This window comes from Gordonia spumicola (assembly GCF_009932475.1).
GTDB classification, from domain to species: domain Bacteria; phylum Actinomycetota; class Actinomycetes; order Mycobacteriales; family Mycobacteriaceae; genus Gordonia; species Gordonia spumicola.
In genome coordinates this window covers 422,813-449,573 of sequence record NZ_BJOV01000005.1, presented here as the reverse complement: position 1 = coordinate 449,573, position 26,761 = coordinate 422,813, and the positions used below count along the sequence as shown (strand labels likewise).

Annotated in this window: 20 protein-coding genes, 1 tRNA gene, 5 pseudogenes and 1 other annotated feature; of the genes and pseudogenes, 15 read left to right on the top strand and 11 right to left on the bottom strand. The window is 64.6% G+C overall.

The features are described 5' to 3' along the window. Position 1: 1 nt before the first annotated feature. Positions 2-151 (bottom strand): annotated as a pseudogene (locus GYB83_RS24230) (DUF7782 domain-containing protein); the annotation flags it as partial. Between GYB83_RS24230 and GYB83_RS23645 the strand changes: the two are divergent. Further along, positions 146-392: pseudogene (locus tag GYB83_RS23645) on the top strand (hypothetical protein); the annotation flags it as partial. The pseudogenes GYB83_RS24230 and GYB83_RS23645 sit on opposite strands and share 6 nt — an antisense overlap. 14 nt (positions 393-406) lie before the next feature. Here the strand turns inward: GYB83_RS23645 and GYB83_RS13315 are convergent. Next, positions 407-1,906, bottom strand: coding sequence for a DUF7782 domain-containing protein (locus tag GYB83_RS13315; protein ID WP_161895936.1), 1,500 nt, complete (start codon positions 1,904-1,906; stop codon positions 407-409). 32 nt (positions 1,907-1,938) lie between these two features. Between GYB83_RS13315 and GYB83_RS13310 the strand changes: the two genes are divergently transcribed. Next, a tRNA-Leu gene (locus GYB83_RS13310) sits at positions 1,939-2,023 on the top strand. Between the two features lie 62 nt (positions 2,024-2,085). Here GYB83_RS13310 and GYB83_RS13305 read toward each other — a convergent pair. After that, complete coding sequence (locus GYB83_RS13305; protein ID WP_161895935.1) at positions 2,086-2,280, bottom strand: hypothetical protein; 195 nt, start codon at positions 2,278-2,280, stop codon at positions 2,086-2,088. Between the two features lie 6 nt (positions 2,281-2,286). Further along, positions 2,287-2,694, bottom strand: coding sequence for a hypothetical protein (locus tag GYB83_RS13300; protein WP_161895934.1), 408 nt, complete (start codon positions 2,692-2,694; stop codon positions 2,287-2,289). 233 nt (positions 2,695-2,927) lie between these two features. On the opposite strand from GYB83_RS13300, the gene GYB83_RS13295 reads away from it, so the two are divergent. Then, entirely contained in the window at positions 2,928-3,599 is a 672-nt protein-coding gene (locus tag GYB83_RS13295) for a hypothetical protein (RefSeq protein ID WP_161895933.1), read from the top strand. Between the two features lie 57 nt (positions 3,600-3,656). Next, entirely contained in the window at positions 3,657-4,262 is a 606-nt protein-coding gene (locus tag GYB83_RS13290; protein ID WP_161895932.1) for a LysE family translocator, read from the top strand. Between the two features lies 1 nt (position 4,263). Here GYB83_RS13290 and GYB83_RS13285 read toward each other — a convergent pair whose 3' ends face one another. After that, positions 4,264-5,232 carry an acyl-CoA thioesterase gene (locus tag GYB83_RS13285; RefSeq protein ID WP_161895931.1) on the bottom strand — a complete coding sequence of 323 codons (969 nt, stop codon included), beginning with the start codon at positions 5,230-5,232 and terminating at the stop codon, positions 4,264-4,266. A gap of 128 nt (positions 5,233-5,360) precedes the next feature. Between GYB83_RS13285 and GYB83_RS23640 the strand changes: the two genes are divergently transcribed. Next, entirely contained in the window at positions 5,361-5,852 is a 492-nt protein-coding gene (locus tag GYB83_RS23640; RefSeq protein ID WP_228461462.1) for a hypothetical protein, read from the top strand. A 4-nt stretch (positions 5,853-5,856) separates the two neighbouring features. On the opposite strand, the pseudogene GYB83_RS13275 reads toward GYB83_RS23640, so the two are convergent. From GYB83_RS13275 to GYB83_RS13255, 5 genes and pseudogenes are all read right to left on the bottom strand, one after another. Continuing rightward, positions 5,857-6,520, bottom strand: a pseudogene (locus GYB83_RS13275) (DNA alkylation repair protein). A gap of 25 nt (positions 6,521-6,545) precedes the next feature. Then, on the bottom strand, positions 6,546-7,544 hold the full coding sequence (locus GYB83_RS13270) for a FecCD family ABC transporter permease (RefSeq protein WP_228461461.1): 999 nt from the start codon (positions 7,542-7,544) through the stop codon (positions 6,546-6,548). Beyond that, a complete protein-coding gene (locus tag GYB83_RS13265) occupies positions 7,541-8,515 on the bottom strand; it encodes a FecCD family ABC transporter permease (RefSeq protein ID WP_186349782.1) in 975 nt (324 codons plus the stop codon). The genes GYB83_RS13270 and GYB83_RS13265 overlap by 4 nt, the downstream gene beginning before the upstream one ends. Next, positions 8,516-8,893, bottom strand: coding sequence for a TroA family protein (locus GYB83_RS13260; protein ID WP_186349781.1), 378 nt, complete (start codon positions 8,891-8,893; stop codon positions 8,516-8,518). A gap of 288 nt (positions 8,894-9,181) precedes the next feature. Then, positions 9,182-10,000: a hypothetical protein gene (locus tag GYB83_RS13255; protein ID WP_006896694.1), complete on the bottom strand. Its 819-nt coding sequence runs from the start codon at positions 9,998-10,000 to the stop codon at positions 9,182-9,184. 238 nt (positions 10,001-10,238) lie between these two features. Between GYB83_RS13255 and GYB83_RS13250 the strand changes: the two genes are divergently transcribed. The 8 genes and pseudogenes from GYB83_RS13250 to GYB83_RS13215 all read left to right on the top strand — a co-directional run bounded on the left by GYB83_RS13250 (position 10,239) and on the right by GYB83_RS13215 (position 21,406). Next, entirely contained in the window at positions 10,239-10,901 is a 663-nt protein-coding gene (locus GYB83_RS13250) for a TnsA-like heteromeric transposase endonuclease subunit (RefSeq protein WP_228461459.1), read from the top strand. Positions 10,902-11,059: 158 nt separating this feature from the next. After that, positions 11,060-13,093: a transposase gene (locus tag GYB83_RS13240; RefSeq protein WP_223291302.1), complete on the top strand. Its 2,034-nt coding sequence runs from the start codon at positions 11,060-11,062 to the stop codon at positions 13,091-13,093. 83 nt (positions 13,094-13,176) lie between these two features. Then, the gene (locus tag GYB83_RS13235) at positions 13,177-14,148 is read left to right on the top strand and encodes a TniB family NTP-binding protein (protein ID WP_223259049.1); all 972 of its coding nucleotides are present in this window, start codon (positions 13,177-13,179) and stop codon (positions 14,146-14,148) included. Next, positions 14,148-14,519: pseudogene (locus tag GYB83_RS23635) on the top strand (TniQ family protein); the annotation flags it as partial. The gene GYB83_RS13235 and the pseudogene GYB83_RS23635, both read left to right, overlap by 1 nt. Before the next feature lie 480 nt (positions 14,520-14,999). After that, positions 15,000-15,710 carry a hypothetical protein gene (locus GYB83_RS23630; protein WP_223291355.1) on the top strand — a complete coding sequence of 237 codons (711 nt, stop codon included), beginning with the start codon at positions 15,000-15,002 and terminating at the stop codon, positions 15,708-15,710. Positions 15,711-15,773: 63 nt separating this feature from the next. Continuing rightward, positions 15,774-16,151 (top strand): annotated as a pseudogene (locus GYB83_RS23625) (TniQ family protein); the annotation flags it as partial. A 1,443-nt stretch (positions 16,152-17,594) separates the two neighbouring features. After that, a complete protein-coding gene (locus tag GYB83_RS13220; RefSeq protein WP_006896687.1) occupies positions 17,595-21,005 on the top strand; it encodes a helicase-related protein in 3,411 nt (1,136 codons plus the stop codon). Then, positions 21,005-21,406, top strand: a complete 402-nt coding sequence (locus GYB83_RS13215; RefSeq protein ID WP_006896686.1) for a hypothetical protein — start codon at positions 21,005-21,007, stop codon at positions 21,404-21,406. Before GYB83_RS13220 ends, GYB83_RS13215 begins: the two co-directional genes overlap by 1 nt. A gap of 15 nt (positions 21,407-21,421) precedes the next feature. On the opposite strand, the gene GYB83_RS13210 is transcribed toward GYB83_RS13215, so the two are convergent. Continuing rightward, a protein-coding gene (locus tag GYB83_RS13210) for an IS3 family transposase (protein WP_223291304.1) occupies positions 21,422-22,668 on the bottom strand; the annotation gives its coding sequence in 2 pieces (ribosomal slippage) (positions 21,422-22,383 and positions 22,383-22,668; 1,248 coding nt in all). After that, positions 22,262-22,390: a sequence feature (AL1L pseudoknot), on the bottom strand. Its footprint overlaps the gene before it by 129 nt. A gap of 344 nt (positions 22,669-23,012) precedes the next feature. On the opposite strand from GYB83_RS13210, the gene GYB83_RS13205 reads away from it, so the two are divergent. Together GYB83_RS13205 and GYB83_RS13200 are read left to right on the top strand one after the other, a co-directional pair. After that, positions 23,013-23,594 carry a TetR/AcrR family transcriptional regulator gene (locus GYB83_RS13205; RefSeq protein ID WP_020173037.1) on the top strand — a complete coding sequence of 194 codons (582 nt, stop codon included), beginning with the start codon at positions 23,013-23,015 and terminating at the stop codon, positions 23,592-23,594. 121 nt (positions 23,595-23,715) lie between these two features. Next, on the top strand, positions 23,716-26,757 hold the full coding sequence (locus GYB83_RS13200; protein ID WP_006896682.1) for an MMPL/RND family transporter: 3,042 nt from the start codon (positions 23,716-23,718) through the stop codon (positions 26,755-26,757). Positions 26,758-26,761: the final 4 nt, after the last annotated feature.

Here is a 26,761-nt window from a genome sequence, read left to right as displayed (position 1 = left end):
GGTCGGCGTCCACGCCGTGGAAGTCGGCGAGCAGCGCGGTCATCACCTCGTCGACGCCGAGGACCGGGCCCGGACCGCCCGGACGGGTGACCGACGCACCGACCTGCTGCCAGCCTTCGTCACCCGGCAGCGACTGCGTCTCCAGGGGCACGACGAGTCGCTGATCGTGCACGTCGGCACCACCGGCCCCCGGGTCGCCGCCCTACCCCGACGGCTTCCGCGAGCGCGGCCACCTGCGGTTCTCCGTCGGGTTGGAGGACGTCTCCGACCTCCGCGCCGATCTCGCCGCGGCGTTGGACATCGCGTGCGGGCGACCCTCCCGCGTAAGGTTCCCCGAAGTCGGCCGAAGCCGCCTGCCGGAGCTCCGATTGGCCCGAATCGGAGAATGTTAAACGCGCACCCGACGTCACTCGGCGACGTGCAGGACACCCCGGCCGATCGCCTCGCGGACGGACGGCAGCGCGGCCTCGGCGAGCGCGTCGGCGTCAACGCCGTGGAAGTCGGCGAGCAGGGTGATCAGCGCGGCCAACGGCACCTGACCTCGGCATCCGGCGAGCAGCGCGGTCATCACCTCGTCGACGCCGAGGACCGCCCCCGGACCGCCCGGACGGGTGACCGACGCACCGACCTGCTGCCAGCCTTCGTCACCCGGCAGCGACTGCGTCTCCAGGAACACCGGGGGCGTGGTCAGCCGGGCCGCGAGGAGTTCGGCGTCGGACGTGGTGCGCAGGAAGTCGCGGCGTCGCCACCAGGCCTGCGCCTCGAATCCTGTCACCTCTTGGCCCGCGGCGGTGATCTCCTCGATCGTCACGTCCGCGGGACGGTCGTCGACCGGCTTGCGCAGCGTCACCGACCCCATGCCGATGCCCACGATCCCCTCTCGCTCGAACCAGTCGAGCCACTCGGCTCCGCGGCGGGCCGCGTCCTCGGTCGACTCGCCCGCGTCGGACACCCACAGCGAGACGTAGCTGATCGGGTCGGCGAGTTCGCGCTGCACCACCCAGGCGTCGAGGCCGCTGGTCTCGACCCACGCACGGATGCGCGAATCCCAGTCCTCGACGTCGTAGACCATCCAGTTCGCGAGCATCTGCGCGATACCGCCGGGATTGAGATGATCTCCGGCCCGTTCGATGAGTTGACGGCTCACCCCGTCGCCGACGATGCCGGAGTCACGGTAGATGTAGTCCTGTGCGCCGCTGCCGACCACGAACGGTGGATTGGACACGATCAGATCGAACGTCTCGCCGGTCACCGGCTGGTACAGGCTGCCGTCACGAAGATCCCAGTCCATCCCGTTGAGGCGGGCCGTCGCCGCCGCGAGCGCCAGCGCACGCGGGTTGGTGTCGGTCGCGACGATCTCGTCGCAGTGCCCGTCCATGTGCAGGGCTTGAACACCGCACCCGGTCCCGAGATCGAGCGCACGCCGCACCGGAGTCCGAATCACCGTCTGCGCCAACGACATCGACGCTCCGCCGATGCCGAGGACGTGATCGTGCGCGACCGCGCCCGGCCGCATGGACGCGTCTTGGTCGGCGACGACGAGGTAGTCCGCCGAATCGCTCCCATGCGGTCGGATGTCGAGCAGAGCGCGGACGCCGTCGGCGTCGGCCGCGACCACCCCACCGCGGACCAGATCGTCGACGGTCAGCGACCCGAGAGCTGCGTCGACGTCGCCCGCGGGCTCTGTCGAGCCGAGGAGGAAGAGCCTGACCAGCGTCGCAAGTGCGGGGTCGGCATCGTCTCGTCGGGTCGCGCGCAAGGCCGGCCACCACGATCCGTTGACGAGCGCCGCACTCGCCCGCTCGCCGAGCAGAGCGTCGATTCCCTCCGATGTGAAGTCCGCTCCACGCAGGGCCGCACCGAGCGCATCGACGAGATCGGGGTCGGAGAGTGGGTATGCCGTCACCGTCCGAGCGTACCGGTACAGTTGTAGGGCACGCGCGAGTGGCGGAATTGGCAGACGCGCTGGATTTAGGTTCCAGTGTCTTCGGACGTGAGGGTTCAAGTCCCTTCTTGCGCACCAGACTCACGATCAGCCGGGTGATCGGTTGCCGACGGACCGCCCGCAGCCCCTGATACGGGCCCTCAGCTGCGAACGACCTGATGGGGACGGCTCGTGATCAGATCCACCTCGAGCGCTCCGACGGCCGAGACGATCCCGAGGCGAAGTTCGGTCAGCGCCGCCTTCAGTTCCGAGTCGATCGATTCGGAACGGAATGCGGCGTCCAGGTCGGCATTGAGTCGACGAGTGATCGGCGGCAGATCATTGCGCTGGGCCATGACGAGTCACCGTCCTCCATACTCCGCGAGCAACGATTCGAGAGTCGCGGCGCGTGCACCTTCGGTGACCGAACGCCAGGCCGCATCCGCCTCGGCACGAGTGACGTCTTGCGCGACCATGATGACGGGGTGCTCGTCTCGCTGCACTATCGCTGTGCGCGAATACCGTGAGCGGCGCAGGACCCTATGAGCGACGACGTCGCCCTGCCCGTGCACGATCAGGCTGGGGTAGAAGACGACATCCCATTGAGCGAGTAGGTCACCGGCCGTCTCGACTGAGTCCTGTTCCTGAATACCCGCAACCACGGATCTGCGACGTCCACCATGCCCCGGCCGAGCACGCAGATAGTCGCGCACATCCGGATACAGGCGGCCTCGCGCCTCGACCATCTCGAGGAAGTCGGTATTGTCCACGGTTCGACCAAACTCGGCCACGACAGGCAGCCGGTTCCGCAGTCGCGACGACGCCGGCGGAATCCCGCGAACTGTTCGTGCGGCCTACCCCCAACCGTACGCTGCTCACGACGAGAACATTGTCCACCGAACGCGCGTAGGCTGGACGATGTAGTCGTCACCAACAAGCAGCGGACCGCTGTCGTCGTGACGGATCAGCCGAGGCGAGTACCTCGGGCAAGGCGGCTAGACCTATGAGTTCTGCTCCAGCGATCGGCATCGGCCGTCACCTCTTTCCAACCTTCGCGACCGCCCTGCAGTACCACCAGAACCGACCCGGCCACGCGGTGATACCCAGCTTCGTTCTGCACGGTGTGAGCACCGGTGACGCAGAGGACTGGAACGTCGTCTTTCATGAACGCGACGGCCACCCCGGCGTCGGCGACATGGTCGCCTACCGAGTCGAGATGCAGATCGAGACGCACACCCTCATGCGATCATTGCTGATCCTCCTCGCGGAGGACGTGGCGTTCGACGCGAGTGCCGACCGATGGACGTTGGCGATACGGCAAGCTCAGCGTCGAGGAACACTCTCGGATGTGTCGACCGACGTGGTGTCGCGCACCGCCTCCGTGGACCAAGGACGCTCCGAGGACCCCGAACGTTCCTACCGCCATCGGGCAGGTCGCGAGACGTGGTGGCGCAATCGCGTCACATTTCATCGAGGAGTGCGAATAGAGACTCGCATCAAGACGATGCAAGGCGGTGACGGGCAGGTGACCGCGCAGGACGCGACGATATCGCTCACCGACGGCCGACACCCACGCGAGTTCAGCGTGCCGATCGCGGTACTCGACCAGATCATCGAAGCACTGAGTGTCGCGCGAGACGACGCCGCGGCGGTCAATGCCGCTCTTCGTCGCTGACGCCGGGTATTCGACAGGTGCGGGACTCGCGCATCGTCGACTGCCTACGATGAGGGCATGCTCGCCTCCCTCGCGTCGTTCACTCTGGCGGCGACCCTGCTCGTCCTGTTGCCCGGGCCCGACTCGCTGGTCGTGATCCGAGGCCTGACCAGGGGCGGCCGGGCCGGTGGTGTCCGGACCGCGCTCGGCGTGGTCTGCGGGCTGATGGTGTGGGTGGTCGCCGCCGTCCTCGGGCTCTCGGCACTTCTGCAGGCCAGCGAGGTGGGTTTCGAGGTCCTCAAGATCGTCGGCGGCGTCTACCTGGTGTGGATGGGCGTTCAGACGCTGCGTTCGATGCGCGCGATGCCGACCGTTCCGATCGAGACCACCGGTAGGCCTGGCGGCTTCGTGGCCGGTTTCCTGACCGACATCCTGAACCCGAAGATCGGCATCCTGTTCATCACCCTGCTGCCCGGATTCGTCCCGGACGGGTACTCCGCCGCCTGGACGACTTTCGGCCTCGGCATGGTGTACGTCGCCCTGACCTGTGCCTACTTCGCGGCGTTGGTCCTCGCCGCGGGCCGGATCGCGAACTGGATGCAGACTCCGCGGATCCGCCGCCGCATCGACGGCGTCGCGGGCGTCGCGCTCATCGGGTTCGGTGTGCGACTCGCGACCGAGTAGGTCAGATCTCGACCATCCGGTGCTCGCGGGCCGGGCGCCTGCGACCTCGGATGGCGATCAGATCACGGGCGTGCAGGTCGAGCGCGATGTCCTTCGGCAGCTGGGGCGCCCACGGTTTGACATCGGTCGCGTCGCCGTCGCGGTCCAACGCCGCAAGCACCGTGAGGCTGTGGGCGGCGAGACGGCGGGTCTCGCGGCCTTCCCGCGGCCAATGCGCGTACACGTGCACGGCGACGTGCATCGTCTGTCGACCGGTGTGGATCAACCGGGCCTGGGCCTCGACGACCTGACCGATGTGGATCGGCCGGTAGAAGCGCACACCGCCCATGTAGACCGTCACCGCCTCACCCGACCACCACCGCACGGCGCACAGGTACGCGGCGTCGTCGATCCATCCCATCACTCGGCCGCCGTGGGCCTTGCCGCCCCAGTTGACGTCGGTCGGCGCCGCCAGGAACCGGGTCGACACCTCCAAGGCCGCCGACGTGCCCGTGTAGTCGGCGTCGGCCATCGCGGCGGTGATCTTGGACCGGACCTGCGTCCGCGCGCATGCGTAGTCGGCCCGCGCGACGTCCTCGGCGCGCATCGGAACCCACTGACGCACCGGGGTCGGCGCGCCGTCGTCGTCCATCGCCACGAACACCAGCAGACAGCGGCTTGCCTCGGTGAACGTGCCGATGCGCGGATCGGCCGACGACACCACGCACTCGATGTGCATGCTGGTGCGTCCGGTGTGGATGAGGGTGGCGGTGACCTCGACGACATCGCCCGACTCGATGTCCCGGCCGAAGCTGATGTTGCCGACGTACGCGGTCACGCTGTAGCCGCCCGACCACGCCGCCGCGCAGGCGTACGCCGCCTTGTCCACCCACTCCAGGATCCGGCCCCCGCGGACACCACCGCCGATCGTGGCGACATCCGTGGGCGCGGCCATGAATCGCAGCGTCATCTCTCGATCGTTCCTCGTCATCTGTGACCTTCCGTCAGCCGTCGGTCGCACCATCGTGCGGGAGCCGAGGAACGCACAGTGGCCTGGGGCGACGTCGCGAGATGTCGGCCATGTCGCCGAAACACGCTCGTCACGAGTACGTTCATCGCGTGCGCTCGAAATCACTCACCACAGCACTCGCCACCGCGACCGGGATCCTGGCCGTCGTCGTCGCGGTAGCGGTCACGGTCGTCGTGCTCGACCGCGACGACGCCCCGGTCGCGTCACCCGCCACGGCGACGACCGTCGTCACGCACACCCCGACCACCGTGACGTCGACCGCGCCCGCCCAGGTGCCGACGATCGAGACGCCAGTGATCCAGACGCCGGTGATCGAGACGCCGACCGGCTCATTCGTCACCGAGGGCGGTGAGTGCTACCCGTCCGAGGTCCGCAGCTTCGGGACGGACGGTGCGGGCCGGAGCCTTGTGTGCGCATCGATGGGGTCGGCCGCACCGCCCCGATGGGTGCAGCACGCGGACGACGACGGATCGGTCCACAACGTCGGCGACTCCTGTGACGACTCCGTCGACAGCGTCGCGCAAGACCCGTCGGGGTTGGCGATCCTGTGCTCGAACGGCGCGTGGCAGTCCGGGCCGTGAGCGGTCACGTCTCGGCGCGCGCGACCATCTCCGCGATCCAGGTGGGAGCGTAGGGCGACGTGCAGCCGGGGGACGTCGGATAGTCCTCGAGCACCCGCAGACGTTCGCCGATCGCGACCGCCCGCGCACGGAGTTCGGGGTTCTCGATGCCGATGTGCGCGAGCGTGGTGTTCATCTGCCATTGGAGCCGACCGGGCGCCGCGGCCATCTCTCGCTCGATCACGTCGAGAAGACCCGACAGGTCGAGGCCGTCCGGATCCTTCACCACTCGGTCTGCGGTGAGTGCCCAAACCCGCACCGGCCACGTCCGGGTCGGCGTCGGATATCCAGGCACGACGCAGTTCGTCCCGGTGGGGGCTCTTGACGACGACGGTCGCGATCAGCCAGTCGTGCACTTTCGGGGTTCGGGCGTCGCGGACCATCGCGTCCACGTCGGCCGCGGTGAACTCTTTCGGTCGACAGGTCAGCAGGGCGAGCAGCTTGGCCGCCGTGTCGCCGGTGTCCCACAAGTCGACGGCACGACGATGGTCGGTCTTGAGTCGCTTCGCCATCGCGCGGAGTGCCGACAGCTTCACCGCGTGGTCGTCGCCGTGCCGAGCGTTCACGACGGCCGTCCGCTCGTCTCGGAGCGTGTCGAGGTCAGCGAGAATCGCGGTGACGTCGGTCATCTGGGCAGTATACGACCGGCGCCGATCAGGCACTGGCCCGGCGGTTGAGTCGAACCATCAGGTAGATCAGTGCGGGACCGCCGATGCCCGCGGTCACCACACCGACCGGGACTCCCGCCGGCAGCACCGTGTTGCAGACGATGTCGGCCGCGACCACGAGACACGCCCCCGTCAACCCGGAGACGAACGGGGCGGGTGCTCCCCCACGGACGAGCCGAGTCGCGACGAGCGGCGCCAACAGTGCCACGAATGCGATCGGACCGGCCGACGACACGGCGACGGCGGAGACGACGACGGCCACGAGCAGGAGCGATCCCGTCGACCGGGCCACATTCACCCCGAGTCCGCGGGCCGTGTCCTCGCTGAATCCGAGCACCCGGAGGTTGCGGGACTGCGCCGCCACGACGACCGCCGCGGGGACGAGGACGGCGAGCGGAGCCCACACGGCAGGCCAGTCCGCTCCCGACACCGAACCGACGATCCACAACTGTGCCCGGTGGGCCTGACCGATCTCGGCGCGGGTGAGGAGATACGCGATGATCGCCTGCATTCCGGCGGTCAGCGCCACGCCGACGAGGACCAGGCGAACCGGGTCGATGCCGCCACGCCACGACAGCAGGTACATCGCCACGGCGCTGGCGAGGCCGCCGAGCACTGCGGCTACCGGCAGACTGATCCCGGCGGCCCACACCGGCCCGACGGTGATCCATGCGACGGCGGCCGCACTGGCCCCGGAGGTGATGCCGAGCAGGTCGGGGGTCGCGAGCGGGTTGCGCGCGACGAGCTGCGTCAACGATCCGGCCATGCCGAAGGCGAATCCGACGATCAGTCCGACGAGGCCGATCGGAAGCTGGTTCTCGAAGACGACGACGTTCTCGATCCGCGTGCCTCCGCCGAGCAGGATGCGGGCGACGTCCACCGGGCTCATCGGGTAGTCGCTGACGCCCAGACGCACGGCGAAGAGGATCACCGCGAGCCCGGCGAGTGTGAGCCCGGAGACGACGGCCCGGCAGGTCGTGCTCACACCGACACCGGGTTCCGTGCGCGGATCAGGACGATGAAGAACGGTGAGCCCACTGCTGCGACCACGATGCCGACCTGCAGTTCGCCGGGCCGAGCGACGACACGGCCGAGCACGTCGCACCACAGCAGCACCACCGATCCGATGAGAGCCGAGTACGGGACGATCCACCGGTAGTCCGGCCCGGTGACGAACCGGGCGATGTGCGGGGCGATGAGACCGAGGAACACGATCGGCCCGCAGGCCGCCGTCGCGGCGCCGACGAGCAGCGTGATCGCCACGACGCCGACGGTCCGGGAGACGCCGATGCGCGAGCCGAGGGCCGACGCGACGTCGTCGCCGAGCGCCAGCACGTTGAGGTGTCGCCCGCTCGCGATCGCGAGCACCGCACCCGCCGCGATGAACGGTGCGGCCGCGTAGATGACGTCCCAGCCGCGACCCGACACCGCGCCGACCTGCCAGAAGCGCCACGCGTCGAGCGACGCGGTGTCGATGAGCACGATGGCGGACGTGATCGCCACGAGCACGGCGGTGAGGCCCGTGCCCGCCAGGATCAATGTCAGCGGGTTCGCCCCGCGCCCGAGCGACGCGAAGTAGAACACGAGACCCGCCGCGACGACCGCCCCGAGCAGCCCGAACCACGTGTACTGCATCGGGCTCGTGATGTTCAGCAGGTAGACGCCGAGGATTCCCGGATCGGCGAGCGGGTTCCGGGTGTGGCCCTGGCTGAGCGCACCCGCCGCTCCGATCGCCGCGCCGACCATCAGTCCGAGCACGGTGCGCGGGATTCGGAGACCGTGGACGATGCCTGCCGCTTCATCGGTCCCCCCGCGCTCGCGCAGGGCCTCCCACACGACACCGAGGGGAAGGTCCCGCGCGCCGATCGCGATCGACGCGACAACGGCCGCGGCCAGCAGCACCGCGAACGCGAGGAGACCGACGATCCGGACGCTCGTCCTGTTGCCCGAGCCCACCTACTCGTCGGCCGCGGCGGCCAACGCCGGTCGCATCTGAGCGAACGCGTACGGAATCGAGCTCGGGGACGGCTCGTTGAGGCCGGTGATCTGCACGATCGACATCATGGCGACCGCGTCGTCCTTCACCGCGCGCAGATTGCGGTAGCCGGGCAGCGCGACCAGCCGGTCCTGCAGCTTCGGCGTCTGGCTGGCGATCACGAGGACGTCGGCGTCGAGCAGGTTGATGTTCTCGGTGCTGAGTTGGACTCGCGGCTGCCCGGACTTCACCGATTCGCGGATCAGAGCGGGCGCGATCTTCATGCCCAGCCCGGAGAACAGCTTCGCCGCGCCGTCCTTCTCATCCCCGAGCACCGAGATCTGGTCGGAGCCGTACACGTAGGCGAACGCATACGTCTTGCCTGTCGAGATGCAGCGAAGATTAGCAAGGTGGTCCCGCTTGTTTAACAAGCCTGATCACGGCGTAAGAATCGCCCTGACTAGGGCAAACATGGTCAGGCGAGCGTTGCCCGTAGCCCGCGTTTCGGTATGATTTCCTGCTAATTTTGCCGGGGAATCTATTCCTGGAAATCGCCGAGTGCGCGGGTGAAACCGGGCGACGAAGGGGCTGAAGTGACCGGCGGCTGGCGGCAGGCTATCGGCGATTGGCTTGTGGGATGAGCTCGTCTAATTCGCAGATGACGTTGGTGCTGGTTTTGGGGATGTGCTCGGCGGATTCGACGCTTGCTCGGTGACTCCGTGACCGGGCTTGGTCAGCGGAAGGGTTGCGAGGTGCTTCTGGAGCCGCTTCGACATCGGCATGAACGTGACGAAGGTCAGGCTTCCCGAGACAACCGCGCCTACCAGCGGCACGACCTTGGCTGCGCTCTTGGCGAAGACCTGCTTGGTCATCTGAATGCCCAGGAGCCCTGCAACCTTCTTGACCACCGGATATATCGCACCCTTGGTGAGAGCCTTCTGCGGCAGCTTCCTGGCCACTTCACTTGCGATCAACTTCGAGACTTGCGCCACGCCGGCCTGGGCCGCGTTCACGCCAAACATCACGCCGATGAACAGCGTGAGCATGCTTTCGGTCGCGGAGTCCATTCCGTCGGCGCTGTCGTCGAAGAGCTCCGGCCAGCTGTAGATGTAGGCGAGCTTCTGGACGACGCGAAGAAGGTGCCCATAGTACTGCGCGATATCAGCCGGGACCGTGCCGATCGCTGCGAGGCCTCCAGGGATGCCGGCTGCCGTGGAAAGTGTCGTCACCTTGCCGGTCTCGAACTTGATCACGCTGTTGGCGATCTTGTCGATCACTTGAGGTGTTACGCCTGCTTCGGCCGGTGTTGTGGCGATAGCGAGTTTGATCTGCTCGTCGGTGCAGTATCGCTTCAGCTCTCTGCGGAGGAAGGCCTCCCGGTTGATCTGCACACCCGGCAGCTGAGCCGATGCCTGCAGCGTCTGCTCGAACTTCGTCGACGGAGCGACCTGATTGCCTTTGGCCATGGGAGCAACCTATCGCAGCCTTCCGACACGGACCGCTGATGGGGCGAAGGAGACGTCGGCCTATCACCCGAAATGCCTCGCTGACCGATTGTCGACTTGCTCCCTTAGTAGCCCTTCGACCTCGATTTCTTGCTAGATTTGGTGCTAATTCCTGCGGAAGCGGAGGTGTCACTTGACCGAGAGTTCCCGCGCGGCGGTGACGTGGCGGTTCCGATTCGCTGGCGACAAGGTGTCCCGCGTGTTGAACTGGCGGTCCGACGGTCCGCCGGATCTCGCACGTGTAGTTCCGATTCGCAAGCCTCGATCCTCGGAACGTCACCGGCACATACCTGTCACTGCGTATTCACTGACCATGCGCGACCACCTAGAACTCGAGTCGGGCCTCGAGCATGACCTCTTGCGACGCCTGGACCGGCTCAACGATATCGTCGCGCTGATACCGCAACCGTGTCAGCTGAAGCGGGGCGGATCGTCCTCGGCGAAAAACACGCCCGACTTACTCAGCCTTGACGACACCGGGGCGGTAACGCTCTGGAATGCACGCCTGCCGCACAAGATGGACGACAAATTCAAGCTTCAGGTCGCAATGGTCGAGGCCGCCTGCGCGAATGTGGGATGGCGTCACGAGGTATTCAACGGACTCGACCGCGTAGAACGCCTAAACCTTCTGTGGCTGCACGGCTACCGCCGAAGGCCTTCCTGGTATGACCAGGTGGCTGGCGAGATCGGGAAGGAAGCAAGTAACGACGCCGCGACTCTGGGCTCCCTATTTCGTCTGGATACCGGAAACGGGGAGGCCATCGCCGTGGTCTGGCACATGGTCTGGTCCGGTGAGCTGGATACCAACCTCTCGAAGCGATTGACGATGGAAACGCCAGTGCGCGCGGGACTGGTGGCGTAGTGGACACAAGTCGCACAGTGGTTGAGGTCGGTGGCCGACTTCTGACTGAGTGGGGAACCGGTCTGGTGACAGCGGTATCAGCGGCCGGCGTAGACCTCCGCACCAGCGTCGGCGATTCCTTGCACGTCGATTGGCCCGAACTCGCAGAGGTGCGAGTCGTGGTCGATGGCGATGTAGCGCCAATCAGACCGGCGCTCCGCCCGTACTGGGATGGCCTGTCTGAGGAAACGCGCCGAGCCGCCCTCGACAAACTTGAAATCGTGCATGAGATACTGACCGGCTACCGGGACGGTCACGCCGAACTCGCGCGCGATGGCGAACCGCGCCCACCCTTCGGCGAAGGCTTCGGCGTCTCCGAGGCGGCGCGCTGTCGCGCGATGGCGGTCGCGTTGCAGCAAGAAGCTGTGGGAGATCGTGCCCTACAACGCCGCATCGCGAACGGTGAGATCAAGCGATCGGCTCCGGTCGACAGCACCATCCGCAACTGGGTGCGTGCATGGAAACGCGACGGACTACTCGGGCTCCTCGATGCCAGATCCCTGCGTCGCGAACAGACGTGGGAGCGAATCGATGAGCGCTATCGGACTGTTGCTGAGTTGGTCTTCGCCACCCTGGACGGAGATCGGGCGGACGCCAACATCAGCGAGCTTGATCGGCGGATCAAGGTTGAGCTCAAGCGTGCAGGGCACGTGGATGTCTCCACGCCGCAGCGTCTGACGGCAGAGTATCTCGCGCACCTCAAACGGGGCGCGGGCGCAACAACCCGCACCCAGAGAAGCCGGTCGCTACAGCGCGTGTCGGGCAAAGAGCACTTCCCCGCAATCAGGCCTGGGCAAATAGTCGCCATCGACGCCACGAGGGCGGACAACCTCGTATACGACCCGCTTCTCGGGCGACCCTTCAGCGTCGAAATCCTCACTGCAATCGACGTCGCCACCAGAGTGGTCCTCGCACTGCGCGTGGTGCCGAAGAGCGCCGATGGAATCGATGCCGGGCTACTTCTCTACGACATCTGCCGCCCGTTCTCGATGATGGTGGAGGGCACCACCATCAGTCACTGGCGCTGGGCCGGTTTGCCCCAAGTCGTCGACGCTTCTGATGTCGCGGTCAACGTTGGGCGCAGAAGTGTTGCACCCGATTTCACTACGCTTCAAGGAGAGCACCACATCCCTGGCGTCATGCCGGACGCGATCCGCGCCGACCACGGTTCGATCTTCGTGTCCGATCACTTCCGCGCGATTCTGCGCGACTTCGGGATTGACTTGTTGCTCAGTCGCGGGAAGAAGCCAACGGACAACCCCCACGTTGAACGCTGGCACGAGACGCTACAACGGGCCGTTCAACAGCTCCCCGGCTACAAAGGTCGCAATACCTCGGAGCGCGGTCGATTGGTCGCCGAGGAGGCATTGGTCACGGCCGCCGAACTGGAAGAACACCTTCGGCGATTCGTCGCCTTGGACTACCACCGGTCGTGGCACACAGGCTTGGTTATCGGTGGTGAGCCCACCGCTCGCACCAGTCCTTTGGAGCTCTGGGACATCATGCTCGACGTCACCGGCCGTATCGACGTACCGCAGCGTGCAGACATGATCTATCAGATGCTTCCGGTCAAGTGGGGCACAGTCGGAGTCGCAGGTGTCGAGTTTGCTGAGATGGTCTACGACGGCAAGCTGCTCGATGATTTTCGGAATGTCGCACGGGGCCAGTTCAGGGACGACGACAACAAGGTTCCCTTTCTTGTCGACCCGCACGACTTGTCGAGCATCTGGTTCCCGCACCCCGAGACCGGCCGTGTACGCCCCGTTGCGTGGCGAGGATCTTTCTTCACTGACGCGCCGATGACCGATACGATCGTTCAGGCTGTTAGGCGGCGCGTCCGCGAACGCGGCGGCAACCACATTCTGAGTCGGGGCTCAGCGCAGCGGCAGATCCTCGACGAGCTCACGGAACTCACCTCTGGGCCCGTTCCAACTGACTGGACTGCCAAACTGTCAGCCGCGCACCGCAGAGTTGAACAATCGCGCAAAGACCACGAAGAAGCTCAGGCAGCCCAAGGTGCAACCCGCGACGAAGCCACTCAGTCGGGCGGCAACGAAGCACGCACCAAGACGCCCCATACCGATTCACCCCAGGACGACGTTCCCTTGGACATCCTCGACGTCCCGTGGCCGACGATGCGGGCCGACTCCTGATGGACTCTCTCGCTTGGCATTTGGCTTGCACCAAAACGGAGTTGCCAGAACCACCTCTGTACACGTCGGCTGGTTGGGACAGGATGACATCCGAGGACCGCTCGCGGGCGGTCGATGCGCTGCGTCAATGGATGAATGGACTCTACGTCGAAACGGCCGAGACCCGCGCAGTCGCAGACCGACTCACTGAGATCGTGCAGGAGAATTCTGAAACGGGCCCCGGTGCGAAGGCAATAGCGTCGGTCACAGGCGCAAGCACGCTCGGGAAGAGCACGGCGGTCCGCCGCTGGGCCACAAGGAAATACGTGGAATGGATCGTAGGCGCACCGAAAGGCCCTGCAGAACTGCCCACGTGGAACCCTCAGCCAACGATCGACGCAGACCTATGCCCCGTCGTTTGGGTCAACCTGCAATCTGGCTCGATGGTCAAAGGATTCAACTCCCAAGTCCTTGACTTCTTCCGCTTATCCGCCAGCGGCGCCGCCCACCAGACGTCAACCGCCGCGGTCAGGGCATTGGCACGCCACGGCGTGCGCACCCTTCTCATCGACGACTTCCATCTACTGCGTACCAACTGGAAGGGCGGCCGGGAGGTCCTCGATCACGTGAAGTACATGAACACCGAGCTCGGCGAATTCAACGCCAGCTTAATTCTGGTTGGGACAGACCTCGAATCCAGTGAAGCCATGAGCGATGCCCAGCTTATCGGCCGCCTCCAGCCAATGAGCTTCAGTCCTTACGGAATCGAGACTTCGGAGGAGCAACACGCGTGGCAGCAACTGCTCTACGGGCTGGAAGGTTATCTCCTTCCGCATCTCCCTCGGGCAAGCGAAGGGCTTCTCACTTCACAGCTCGCGGGGCCCATCTGGAAGCGATCTCAGGGCTACGTCGGTGACGCGACACGCCTCCTCCGCATTGCGACACTTGCAGCGATCGCCGACGGCACGCACACGATCAACCCAGAACACCTGAAGGAAGTCCGCCTCAGTAAACGAGCGCACGCAGCAGAGGCGGAAATCGATCTTCGGCGCCGCAGCAAGCAGAGCAGGGTGTGATGTCACCGGCAGACAACGGAAGGGGGCTATCCATGCGAGAGCCTCGTATCGGCTATCTGCCTGCTCGACCGATTCCAGCCGACGATGAATCGCTGGAGTCCTTCGTATTGCGCGCGGCGACGGCGAATTGCACCACCGTCACCAAGATCCTTGGTCGAAGTCAGTTATCGCGATCAGCGTCTGACTACGAGCCGATTCTGCGGCACCTGGCCACGCTGACGCGCCAGCCATTCTCGCGCATTTCGGCGATGACCCTTGATGACTGCCATAGTCGAGTGCTCGCGAAGGAAGGCTGGCTGGCAAGTGAGTGGGGTCAGCATTGCCGTTGCGCCCCAAACGGAGTGGCACGGCGAGAGTGGGCTTTGGCTCTGTCTCCGGTCTGCTTCTACTGCGGGCACCTCATCGGGATGCCCGGTAGTGGCACTGCGCAGTTGACCAGAGTTCCCAATCGGATTCTGTCGGTCTGCAAGGAGGTCTCGTCCGCTGCACACAGATCTACGACTGACTTCGATGCACTCGACCGACTTGAGTGTCTCCGTGCGGAACTACCCTCGGTGGCTCGTCGGCTCAGTCGAGGATCTGCACACTGGATCCCAGCTGATGCTCAGTTGGTGACCACTGCGACGGCAGATCTTGCGACGAGTCACGAGTCCGAGGAAGAGCTACCGCGATCTCCTGCCGTTCGTGCACTGGCCATCGCAATGGCCTGGGAAGAACAGCGAACGTGGCTGACACCACGAGTATCTCCACATCCACGTCCCACTCCTGTCCGACCAGAGAATTCTGAAATACCCGATTCGCAGGTCTTCACTCGACGGGTACTCCGCACAGGCGCGAAGACTGTCAAGACCATGCGGTTACCGAAGAGCTCAGTCCGCCATCCACGCGGCGAAGATCTGATGCGGCTGGCGCTTGGCCATACGCAATTGACGCTTGACCACATCCCAGGGATCTACCGGCAAGAAGGCGAACCGTTCGTGCTCGACCCCGCCCAGTGGTTGTGGCGTTCCAGAGTCGCGCTACTTCTCAGTCAATGTGTTCGGTTGCGCGATCATTGGAGCCTTGCCGACGAGCCGACCTACCGTCTGACGAAAGCTGGTAGCTACTCGATTTGCATAGGGGCGTGGCCGAAATGGACTCCGATCTTCCACCGCGAGAGCGACATTGCCCATGCGATGAATCTGGCGCGAGCTCTATGCCTCGACGAGCTCGTCAACTACCGTGAGCGCCGCGACGCGTTAAGACGGATTGAAGCCGCCCCGCCGGACCTGGTCGGCACCCTGCCCGCAGCCGCCCGGAACTTCGATGGCTGCGCCCGGCTCGCCGCATCTTGGATGTGGTTCGATGCAACCTGTGATAGCCCGCGTACATGGCCAGACGCCGAACACCTGAAAGCATTTGACGCTGCGCTCAACCCCGAAGGCCGTCTCATCCTCCGCAGTGCCGCCGAAGCGATCTGCGTCGCCGACGAAGATCTTGTGCGTCAGGTTGGGAGTGGAGACTTCGGTGTGGTGGATTCGGACCGAGTCTCAGAAGAGGACCGGACTCGTGTGGGCGCGTGACTTCCAGTCGCTCGCCCACTGCGGGCGCTACCAAACCGCGACGGCGATGGAGCCTCTGAGCTAATGCTCCCCGCTCGAGTTGCAATCGATCCACGCGAGTCGCTTGATTCGTACCTCGAGCGGATTGCACTTGTGAACGATCTGACGACCAAGAGTCTTGTCCGCATGCTCAAGGAGAACCGGGACGGATCGTCGGTCTCGACGGCTTTCATGCTGGTCCGGCCTAGCGATGAGCTCGTCGGCCGAATAGTGGATCTCACTGGGCTGGGGGCATCGGCCGTCGAGAATTCGACCTTGTTGCGTTACGACGGAGGCGCGCCACTCAACCTCGACGGCTTCGACCCGCTCGATCGGGCGAGCTACCGCGCCATCGTTTGCCAGGGGTGGTTCCCGCAGCATGGGACGCAACTATGCCCACTCTGCCTATCGCACGACGGAATCTGGCAGCTGTCGTGGAAGCTACCGGTGTCGACAGTGTGTCCCGACCACGGCGTCTACCTGGTCGCTGAGTGTTCAAGATGTAGCCGGCGCTTTCGAACGCGACACCACAGTCCGCTGCGTCCTCGGCTCGATGAACACCAGCCGTGCGGGAATCCGCTCGGATTCTCGGCTCCCTGCCGACACTCCATCCTGAGAGAGAAACCGACGGCTGCATCCGAAGGTGCAATTCGGACCGCAACACGGGTTACGGCCGCTATCCAAGGCGAAGAAACGAGCGTTCTCGATGGCGCTCTCGCGCCCCCCGCGTACCTCGCAGAAGTCCGAAACTTAACCACTCTTCTACTTCACCTCGCATCCCGGTCTCGCGCAAGGGGTTTCGTCGAATGGGCCGGAGATCTCCAAGCCGAAGCCGCTGGTCGCACAACTGAGCTTCGAGGGCCTCGGTGGGGTATTCAGCCGCCGACAAGTGCAGTCACCCGCGGTGAAGCACTGGCGGAGGCGGATGGGATTCTGTCCAGTCCGGAGAGTGCGGACGCCGTCGCACGGTTGGCCGAGTGGTTCGATCTGATCCCGGACGTCCCGGGCGGCCCGAGAGGATGGATCGTCAATCGCGCGGCAAAGAGTCCGGTGTTGAGCTGGCTGGTGGTCCAGGTGCTTTCAGCCCGCCGCCATGTCGGCCTGCAGATCGATCATCACGACGCGTTGATCGATCTGCCGCTGTCTGCGATCCCTCAACTCCTCGATGAGCACACCTACCGTCGTCATTTCGCTGGGATGCTGACAACGCAGGAAAGCACGGGGCGGCTGTACGCCTCCCTGTGTATTGCGCGCGCACAACGGCCAGGGTCGACGTGGTCCACTGCTGCAGCGAGTATCGAACTCGACCCGGACATTGGCAGACGGACATCGCGAGCGGCGAGCACGCGACTGGCCGCGAGTCCTTCAGAGATCGCGGCAGCCGCCAGCGCGGCAGCGAGGGAACTATCGCGTCGACGGGATTTTCGGGCGCTCGAGCGACGAGTCATCGAGCTCGCGAGTACGCCCGACACGTGGTTCACCGATTGGGCGCGGTCGGCGAGTCCGAGGAGGCGCGCGGCCGCACTCCCGTACGCGGTGACATGGATGTGGTGCGAGGTTGCTCAGGGGGGGTTGGACACCAGCCCGGCGTGGCCGCCGCCGGTGACCCGACAATCGAAGGCGGCTTATCGGGTGTTTCGTGACACGCTTCCGGAGGAGTTGGGGCGAGCATTGCGCGAACTCGCCGATGGGAACTCGAGGTGACGGGCGTCGGGCGGCACCTCAGCGAAGTCTTCGACAGCTTCTCAGCAAGCGTTCGAAGGCCTGGCAATGCCACTCGGCTTGGTCTCGTTGAATTCCTGGCGATGGCGAACCTGTCAGTATCGGCGGGTAGCGTTCGAGGGCTGGCAATGAGGAGGTCCACGCGTGCAGCTTGAAGAGTTGAAGCCCGGTCTGCGAGTCGAGGGTCTCATTCCCGCAGAGGTGATCACTGTCATCGCTGCTCAATGGCATGGCACGGACGCACTCGCACTCACTTACCAGAACGGCTCAGGTGGACTTGGCCAACAGGTTGTGTTCCGCAAGGACCAGGACAACCTCAGCGTCGCCACCAGCGGTAGCCGCGCGTTTGACGCCACCGCCAGCGACTTCAAGCTCGTCGCCGAGGCCCAACGTATCTCGCTGGCCGGCCTTTTCGATCCAATGCTGGCCGTCGCCACGAGCGACGTGCAGCCGCTGCCGCACCAGATTCGCGCGGTGTACGGCGAACTCCTACCGCGGACCCCGCTTCGGTTCCTTCTCGCCGACGACCCCGGTGCCGGCAAGACGATCATGGCCGGCCTCTACATCAAGGAGCTGCTGCTCCGCGACGACGTCAAGCAGTGCCTGATCATCGCTCCCGGTGGACTGGTCGAGCAGTGGCAGGACGAACTGTTCTTCAAGTTTGGGCTGCGGTTCGACCTGCTGACCAACCAGCTCATCGATGCCAACATCAACCTCAACGTCTTCGAAACGAACCCACTCGTGATCGCACGCATGGATCAGCTCTCCCGCAACGAGGCACTCCAGGCCCAACTGAAGGAGACGGAGTGGGATCTGATCATCGTCGACGAGGCACACAGAATGGGAGCGCACTACTTCGGCGGGAAGCTGGAGAAGACCAAACGCTTCCTGCTGGGGGAGCTGCTCGGCCAAATTACCCGCCACCTCCTGCTGATGACCGCGACTCCACACTCGGGCAAGGAAGAGGACTTTCAGCTCTTCCTCACTTTGCTCGACCGCGATCGGTTCGAGGGCAAGCAGAAGAAGTCTGTCGACGTCACCGGAATCATGCGGCGCATGGTCAAGGAAGACCTGCTGACGTTCGAAGGTAAGAAGCTCTTCCCTGAACGCATCGCCGAAACTGTGCCCTACGAGTTGACCGAGCGGGAGAAGGGCCTCTACGAGGACGTCACTCGCTACGTCCGCGAGGGCATGAACCGTGCCGACAGGCTTGGCGGCAAGCGTAAGAACACTGTCGGATTCGCCCTGACTGTCCTTCAGCGCAGACTCGCCTCCAGCCCTGAGGCGATCTACAAGAGCCTCGTCCGCCGCACCGAACGGCTGGAGCGCAAGAAGACCGAGATCCTCAACGGCACCTACAAGGAACCCGACGACGTCATCGGCTCGGGCGACTTCGACGAAGATGAATACAACGCCGAAGAACTGGAGCAGCTTGAGGAAGACGTGATGGACGCGGCCACCGCCGCCCAGACCGTCGAGGAGCTCAACGCAGAACTTGTCGAACTCGCCGATCTGATTGCGACCGCCAAGAAGGTCCGCGAGGCTGGCACCGACCGCAAGTGGACCGAACTCTCCACGATCCTCCAGGACAATGCGCTGGTCACCGATTCGAACGGTTGGCCACGGAAGTTCATCATCTTCACCGAGCACCGCGACACCCTTGACTATCTCCAGTCCAAGATCGGCTCTTTGCTCGGCAAGCCCGACTCGGTCAAGGCGATCCACGGTGGCGTCCGCAGAGGTGAGCGGCGCGTGATCACCGAGGAGTTCACCAAGAACCGCGACGTCCAAATCCTCATCGCAACCGACGCCGCTGGAGAGGGGCTTAACCTTCAGGCCGCGCACCTGATGGTCAACTACGACCTGCCGTGGAACCCCAACCGCATCGAGCAACGCTTCGGCCGCATCCACCGCATCGGCCAAGAAGAGGTCTGCCGACTCTGGAACCTCGTAGCCTCCAACACCCGCGAGGGTGAAGTCTTCACCCGCCTGCTGGAGAAGCTCGACCAGATGCGTCAGACATACGGTGGCAAAGTCTTCGACGTCCTCGGCGAGGCGTTCACCGAGACCCCGCTGCGCAACCTCCTGCTCGATGCCATCCAGCACGGCGAGCGCCCCGACGTCAAGGCTAAAATGCATGAGGTCATCGACGCGTCGGTCGGGGATGGACTCAAGGATCTCCTCGACGAACGGGCATTGGCGTCGGAGAACCTGGCCGAGGCCGACCTGCATGCACTGCGCGCGGCAATGGACGAAGCACGCGCCCGCCGCCTTCAACCGCACTACATCGAGATGGCATTCAAGGCCGCCTTCGCCCGCCTCGGCGGCCGCATCGTGAGGCGCGAACAGGGTCGCTACGAGATCGCGAACGTGCCCCAGCAAATACGCGCCGCAGGCACAGGGCCGATCGCAACCAAGTACGACCGAGTCACGTTCGATCTTGGCAAGGTCCACGCCGACGAACTCAGCCGCGCCGACCTTCTCGCCCCGGATCATCCGCTGCACGACGCGGTCATGGACGAGTCCGTGCGACAGTTCGGTGGTTCCCTCAACCGAGGCACGATCTTGGTTTCCTCGACGCTGGAGGAGACACACCTGCTCGTCGGCGTGATCGAAGAGGTCGCCGACGCGACCGGAGAGTCCGTCGCACGCCGCTTCGGCTACGCATACGTCGACAGCTTCGGCACCGTGACGCCTGCCGGCCCCGCGCCCTACCTGGACTGCGTGGCGGCACCCGAGAACGCTGTCACCGATACAGCCCGCACCCTCCCGTGGCTGGCAGGTGCTGAAGACAAAACCACGAGCTGGATTATCGCCAACCAACTCCCCGACTACCTCGACGACGTTCAGCCGAGGCGCCTCGCGGAGTTGAGTAAGGCACGTGACCTGGTCATCAAGCGGCTCGAAGGTGAACGCGACCGCCTCATCCTCGATGCCGCCGTCGCGGCGGAAAAGGAACGCGCCGGTGAGAAACCGAAAGAATCATCGGAGAGCCTGAATCGTAAAGCCGTCGAACTCGACGCCCGTCTACGCAAGAGGCTCGCACTGCTTGACCACCAGCAGCTTATGTCGACCAAGCCACCACGCATCGTCACCGCAGCACTGGTGCTCCCCGTCGGGATACTGGAGACCGACCTACCCGCGACCGCGCCCATCCACGCGAAGGAGACCAAAGAGGTCGAACGCCGCGGTGTCGACTTGGTGATGGCCCGTGAACGTGAACTCGGACGCAAGCCCGTCGAGCAGGCCTTCAACAATCCCGGTTTCGACATCCTCTCCACAGACGCCAAAGGCGACACCTACCGCATCGAGGTCAAAGCGCGTATCGAAGGAGCGACCGACTTCTTCGTCACCCACAACGAGGTGATGGTTGGTAAGAACGCCGCCCCGCGTTACCGCCTCGCTCTCGTCCGCGTCGACCCGCGTGGCGCCCAGCACGACGAGGTCCGCTACCTCGACAACCCATTCGCCACCACCGACCTCGGTGACTTCAACGCCACCGGCATCCGAGGCGATTGGTCCAAGCAGTGGGCAAAAGGGAAGGCGCCGTTTTGATGGCATCCAAGTCCTCCCGAAAACGGCGGAACAAGAAGCGCCGCCAGGACGCTACTAAAGCCGGGCACGCCGACCAACACGTTCAGGTAGTGCTGGAGCGCGCCTTCGATACTGCTGGGTTGCTTTCAGACGTCTCGAAAGCGACCGACCCTGCAGCGGAGGTTGAGCGGCGCATCGATGATGCGGCGACGCAGTTCGTCGAGGGGTTCGCTGGCTACGACCCTCTGGGAACGCTTGAGGCCATTCGCATGATGACGTTGCCGTTCGCCCCGGCGGGCGTCTCGCCGCCCGCCAGCGCGCAGAGCGGCCCCGCTGTCGCAGAGGTCTTGGCCGTTGTGCTCCGGTGTGCGGAGTCAGAGATGGATTCCGGTGTCGAACCCAAGCGGGTCGATCAAGACTGAATCGCCCCGGGTTTGTCAGAGGCTCGCAAGTGCCGCGTCGGCGGGTACCGGTGCGGGGTGGTTGTGATGATAGGTGTCCTCGAGCTCGATGGGCGGGATCATGCCGATCTCGCCGTGCAATCGCCGGTGATTGAACCAGTCGATGTATTCCGCGGTCGCGATCTCGAGGTCGTCGATATTCTTCCAGGGCCCGCGGTTGCGGACCAGCTCGGCCTTGAACAGCGAGTTGAAGGCCTCGGCCAGGGCATTGTCGTATGAGTCGCCGGTGGAACCGACCGAGGCGGCCGCGCCAGCCTCGGCAAGACGCTCGGTGTAGCGGATGGCGACGTATTGAACGCCCTTGTCGCTGTGGTGCGTGAGCCCGGTGACCGACTGGCCTGCGCGATCGCGGGTCCAGATGCCCATCTCCAACGCGTCCAGCGCAAGGTCGGTCCGTAGCGACTTCGAGAGCTGCCAGCCGACCACGCGGCGAGAGAACACGTCGATGACGAACGCGGCATACACCCAGCCGACGAAGGTGCGGCAGTAGGTGATGTCCGCGACCCACAACTGGTTCGGAGCGGTTGCAGTGAAGTCGCGATCGACCAGGTCAGGCCGACTATCCGGGCCGCGACCGGAGATCGTGGTGCGCGGGCCCTTGGCTCGGCTAATCCCTCGTAACCCCGCAACGCGCATGAGCCGCTCGACCGTGCAGCGCGCGACGACGACGCCCTCGCGACGCAGTTGGGCGTGGACCTTCTTCGCCCCGTAGACGCCAAAGTTCGCCGAGTGGACGCGGTGGATCTCGATCAGCAGTTCCTCGTCGCGCAGTGCTCGCTTCGAGGGTGGTCGGGTCTTGAACGCGTAGTACGTGCTCGGCGCGATCTGCGTGCCCGCTGCGGTCAGCGTCCGACAGATCGGCTCGACGCCGAACTCATGCTTGTACTGGTCGATGTATTCCACGATCAACGCTGTGGGCGGTCGAGCTCCGCCGCGAAAAAAGCCGAGGCCGACCTCAGGATCGAGTTCGCCCTGCGCAGCTCACGCACTTCCTTCTCCAGCTCGACCAGGCGCTGGGACTCGCTGGTCGTGGTCCCGGGACGGTGCCCCTCGTCGACCTCGGCCTGCACAACCCAGTTCCTCAAAGTCTCGGGATTGATCCCCAGTTGCTCGCCCACACGGCGGAACGTGCCCGACCTCGTCGATGGATCGCGCCGTGACTGAACAGCCATCCTCGTGACTCTCTCCCGAAGCTCGTCGGGGTACTTCCTCGGTGCTGCCATGCTCCTCATCCTCCCGTGGATTCAGAGCCTCCACCAGACCCGGGGCGATTCACCCTTCAGCAGTACCCACCCCAGCCCTGCCGCCAAGCCCCGAATTGATCTACCAACCCTTCGCCGAAGGTACCCCGGAGGCGGGCACCGTGGCGCCGACCTTCCTGCCGGGTCGGGGTGTCGAACAGGTGAATTGCACGACTAGCCCGGCGGACACTCCTCGACTTTCGCTATTATCAGTAGCACTTCGTGCGAACCAAGATCGCCAGGCGCCCGAGAGCAGTCTCGGGGATGGGAGTGTGGGTGCGGTGATGGCGGCCAGGCGCGACGCGGGTCCTCGGTCCAAGGACGTGATGGATGACAAAGACCCGCGTTTGGTTCGTTCACGCAACCGGTTGGTTGATGCGGCATCTGCCCTGTTGAAGACCGGCGGGGTTGATGCAGTCACGGTCGGGGCGGTCTCCCGGATGTCGCGGGTGGCTCGAACGACGTTTTACCGGCATTTCGACGGCACCACCGATTTGTTGGCTGCGGCGTTCGAACGATTGTTGCCCCACGCCGACGTCCCTGACGCGCACGGACCAATCCGCGACAGTTTGGTGCGGTTGGTCCGTGCTCAGGCTGCGTTGATCGAGCAGGCGCCACTGCAATTGACCGCCTTGGCGTGGCTGGCGATGGTGCCGGAGGAGCCCGGGGAGCAGCAGAACACCCTCGCGCCGCTGCGCGCTCGTGTCATCGCGCAGTACCGGGAACCGTTCGATCAGGTGTTGCAGAGCGCCGCCGCCCAGAAGGAACTCGACGAGTTCGATCCCGGCGTGGCCATCACCCAGCTCGTGGGCCCGCTGGTCTTCGCGCGGCTGTCCGGCCTTCGCTCGATGAGTGGCGCGGACTGCGAACAGCTTGTCGACGACTTTCTCGCCGCCCACCGCCGCTGATCCGATAGTCCCGCGTCGCCGAACAATCCATTCCTTTCGCTACATGCTGTAGCGTAGTGATACCGATTGATTCATTTGTCGAAGGGTGTGCGATGCCAACGCAGCGATGGATGCGTGAGCAGTGGTGAAGCTTCGGCGATCGACCGGTCGCGGTGAGTACAGCCGGTCGCTGGGGCAGGTGGGACGCTTCGTCTTGTCGCACAAAGCGCTGGTAGCGGGCGTCTGGGTGGCTGTTGCCGTGGTGTTGGCTGTGCTGTTTCCCCAGTTGGAAACAGTTGTGCGCCAGCAATCGGTGGACCCAATTCCTAAGGGCGTGCCGTCGTTTCAGGCGCTCGATCGCATGGGCGAGGCGTTCGACGAAAAGGGCGCGAAGACCACGGTGTTCGTGGCAATGGAAGATCCGGCCGGACTCACCGAGCCCGCCCGCCAACGCTATGACGACCTCGTGGTCCGGCTCCGCGCCGACCGCGATGATGTGCAGGCCGTACGCGACCTGCTCGCCGACCCGATCACTGCCCGACAAGCGCTCAGCGAAGACGGCAAAGCCTGGTACTTGCCCGTCGGGGTCAGCGGCAGCCTCGGCGGGCCGACGGCGGCCCACGCTGTGGAATCGATCCGCGAGACCGCAGCAGAGGTCTTTACCGGCACCAGCACGACAGTCCACGTGACCGGACCAACAGCGACCTTCAGCGACCAAATCGTCACCGCTGAAAAGGATCTGGTGGTCATCACCATCGCCACCGTCGTGCTGATCGCCATAATCTTGCTGATCGTCTATCGGTCGGTGTTCACTGCGTTGCTACCGCTTCTGGTCATCGGTATCAGTCTCGCCGTAGCCCGCGGAGTCATGTCTGCGTTAGGCGAACTGGGCATGCCAGTCTCGCAATTCACCGTTGCGTTCATGACCGTCATCTTGCTCGGCGCCGGTGTGGACTATTCGGTCTTTGTGATCAGCAGATACCACGAAAGGCTGCGCCAAGGCGCCGCCGCGTCCGACGCTCTCATCGATGCCACCGCCACCATCGGACGGGTGATCCTTGCGTCGGCAAGCACTGTTGCTCTCGCGTTCTTAGCCATGGTCTTCGGGCAGCTCAGCGTCTTCGCCACCCTCGGCCCCGCCTGCGCAGTGGCGATCCTCATCGGATTCCTCGCCACCGTCACGTTGTTGCCGCCAGTGCTGCTGTGGGCTGCGCGATGGGGGTGGGGTGCCCCGCGCAAAGACCTCACGCGGCGCTACTGGAACCGCATCGCGGTCCTCGTCGTACGCCGCCCGGCGCCGTTGCTGGCCGTCAGCCTCGTCGGATTGACGATCCTGAGCGTCACCGCGCTGGGCATTCAGATCACCTACGACGACCGAGACGGTCAACCCACAACCACCGACAGCAACGAAGGTTACGCACTGCTCAACCGGCACTTCCCGCAAGACATCACCATCGCGGAATTTGTCGTCGTGGATTCGCCCACCGATCTGAGAACAACCAACGGACTTGCCGACCTTGATCAGATGGCAGCTCGGATTGCGCAGATCCCCGGCGTCACCCGTGTGGTCGGTGTCACTCGCCCGACCGGAGCCAAACTCGAACAAGCCCAACTCTCCTGGCAGAACGGGCAGATCGGCGATCGGGTGGCCGGCTCAGTGGGTGAGGGCCAAGCCCGCAAAGGTGACCTCGAACAATTGCGTTCTGGTGCAGACCAACTCGCCGACGGCCTCGAACAACTCGACATACAGATCCGCACCAATCTCACCCCACTGGCTGGCATTCTTAACCAAGTCACCACCATCGGGGCCGAAATAGGTCAATACCAACCACTTCTACAAACACTGACCGCCGCCGCACCCCAACTCGACCAAGCCGCGCAGAACGCCCCTCAGCTAGCAGCCCTGGCCGAACAGTCATCAGCCGCCATAGCCACAATCACCTCAGTGCTCCCGTTACTGGATAACTCAGCGCTGTGCACTCAACTACCCCAATGCAGCACCCTGCGCCAACAAGCCCGCGATCTCGCCGCACTCCGCGACAGCGGGTTCTTCACCCAGATCACGACACTGTCCACCCAGCTCGCGCAGATGGACACCCCCCTCACCGCGGTCACCAACCAACTCAACGCCACCGTCGCCACCCTCGAGACCACGCTGGGAACCATCGGGGCCCAAGACCTGCCAACCAAACTCGCCCAACTGCAGACCGGGGTCTCCCAACTCGCCGCCGGCTCGCGAACACTCGCCGAAGGCGTATCTGCACTCGTCGACAGCAACCTTCAACAACTCGCCGGCATGGCCACGCTCGCCGCCCAACTACAGACCACCGCGCGCGAAACCCGCGGCTCGGACTCGGCCACCGGCTTCTACTTACCCAAAGATGCTTTCGCTGACCAGCAATTCGCCGACGTTGCGCGCCAATTCATCTCCCCGGACGGACACACCGTGCGCTACGCCGTCCAGACAAGCTTCGACCCCTACAGCGCGGACGCCATGCGCCTGGCCAGCACCATCGCCACCGTCGCCAACGACGCAAAACCCAACACCACCCTGACCGACTCCACCGTCTCCGTCGCCGGCTTCCCCGCTATCAACGCCGACCTGCAACGACTGCTCACCAACGACTTCCGCCTCCTGGCCCTGGCCACCCTGGCCATCGTCGGCATCATCCTGATCATCCTGCTGCGCTCACTGGTCGCACCCATCTACCTACTCGGCACCGTCGTACTCAACTACACCGCAGCATTGGGCATAGGCGTCCTGATCTTTCAGCACATACTCCACACCGACATCGCTTGGCCTGTGCCCCTATTAGCGTTCATCGTCCTGGTAGCCGTCGGCGCCGACTACAACATGCTGCTGGTCTCACGATTGCGCGAAGAATCACATCACAACGTCCGAGTCGGAGTGCTCCGCACCGTCACCAACACCGGCTCAGTTATCACCTCAGCAGGCCTCATCTTCGCCGCCAGCATGTTCGGCCTCATCGCCGGTTCCATCGGCATCATGACCCAAGTCGGACTCATCATCGGCGTAGGCCTTCTCATCGACACCTTCATCGTCCGCACCATCGTGGTACCAGCCATCGCCACACTCCTCGGCAACGCAAGCTGGTGGCCCCAAAAGCCAACGACCCCTCCCACCCAACGCCGCCACCGACCCCACCCCGCAAAGCAAACATAAAGCC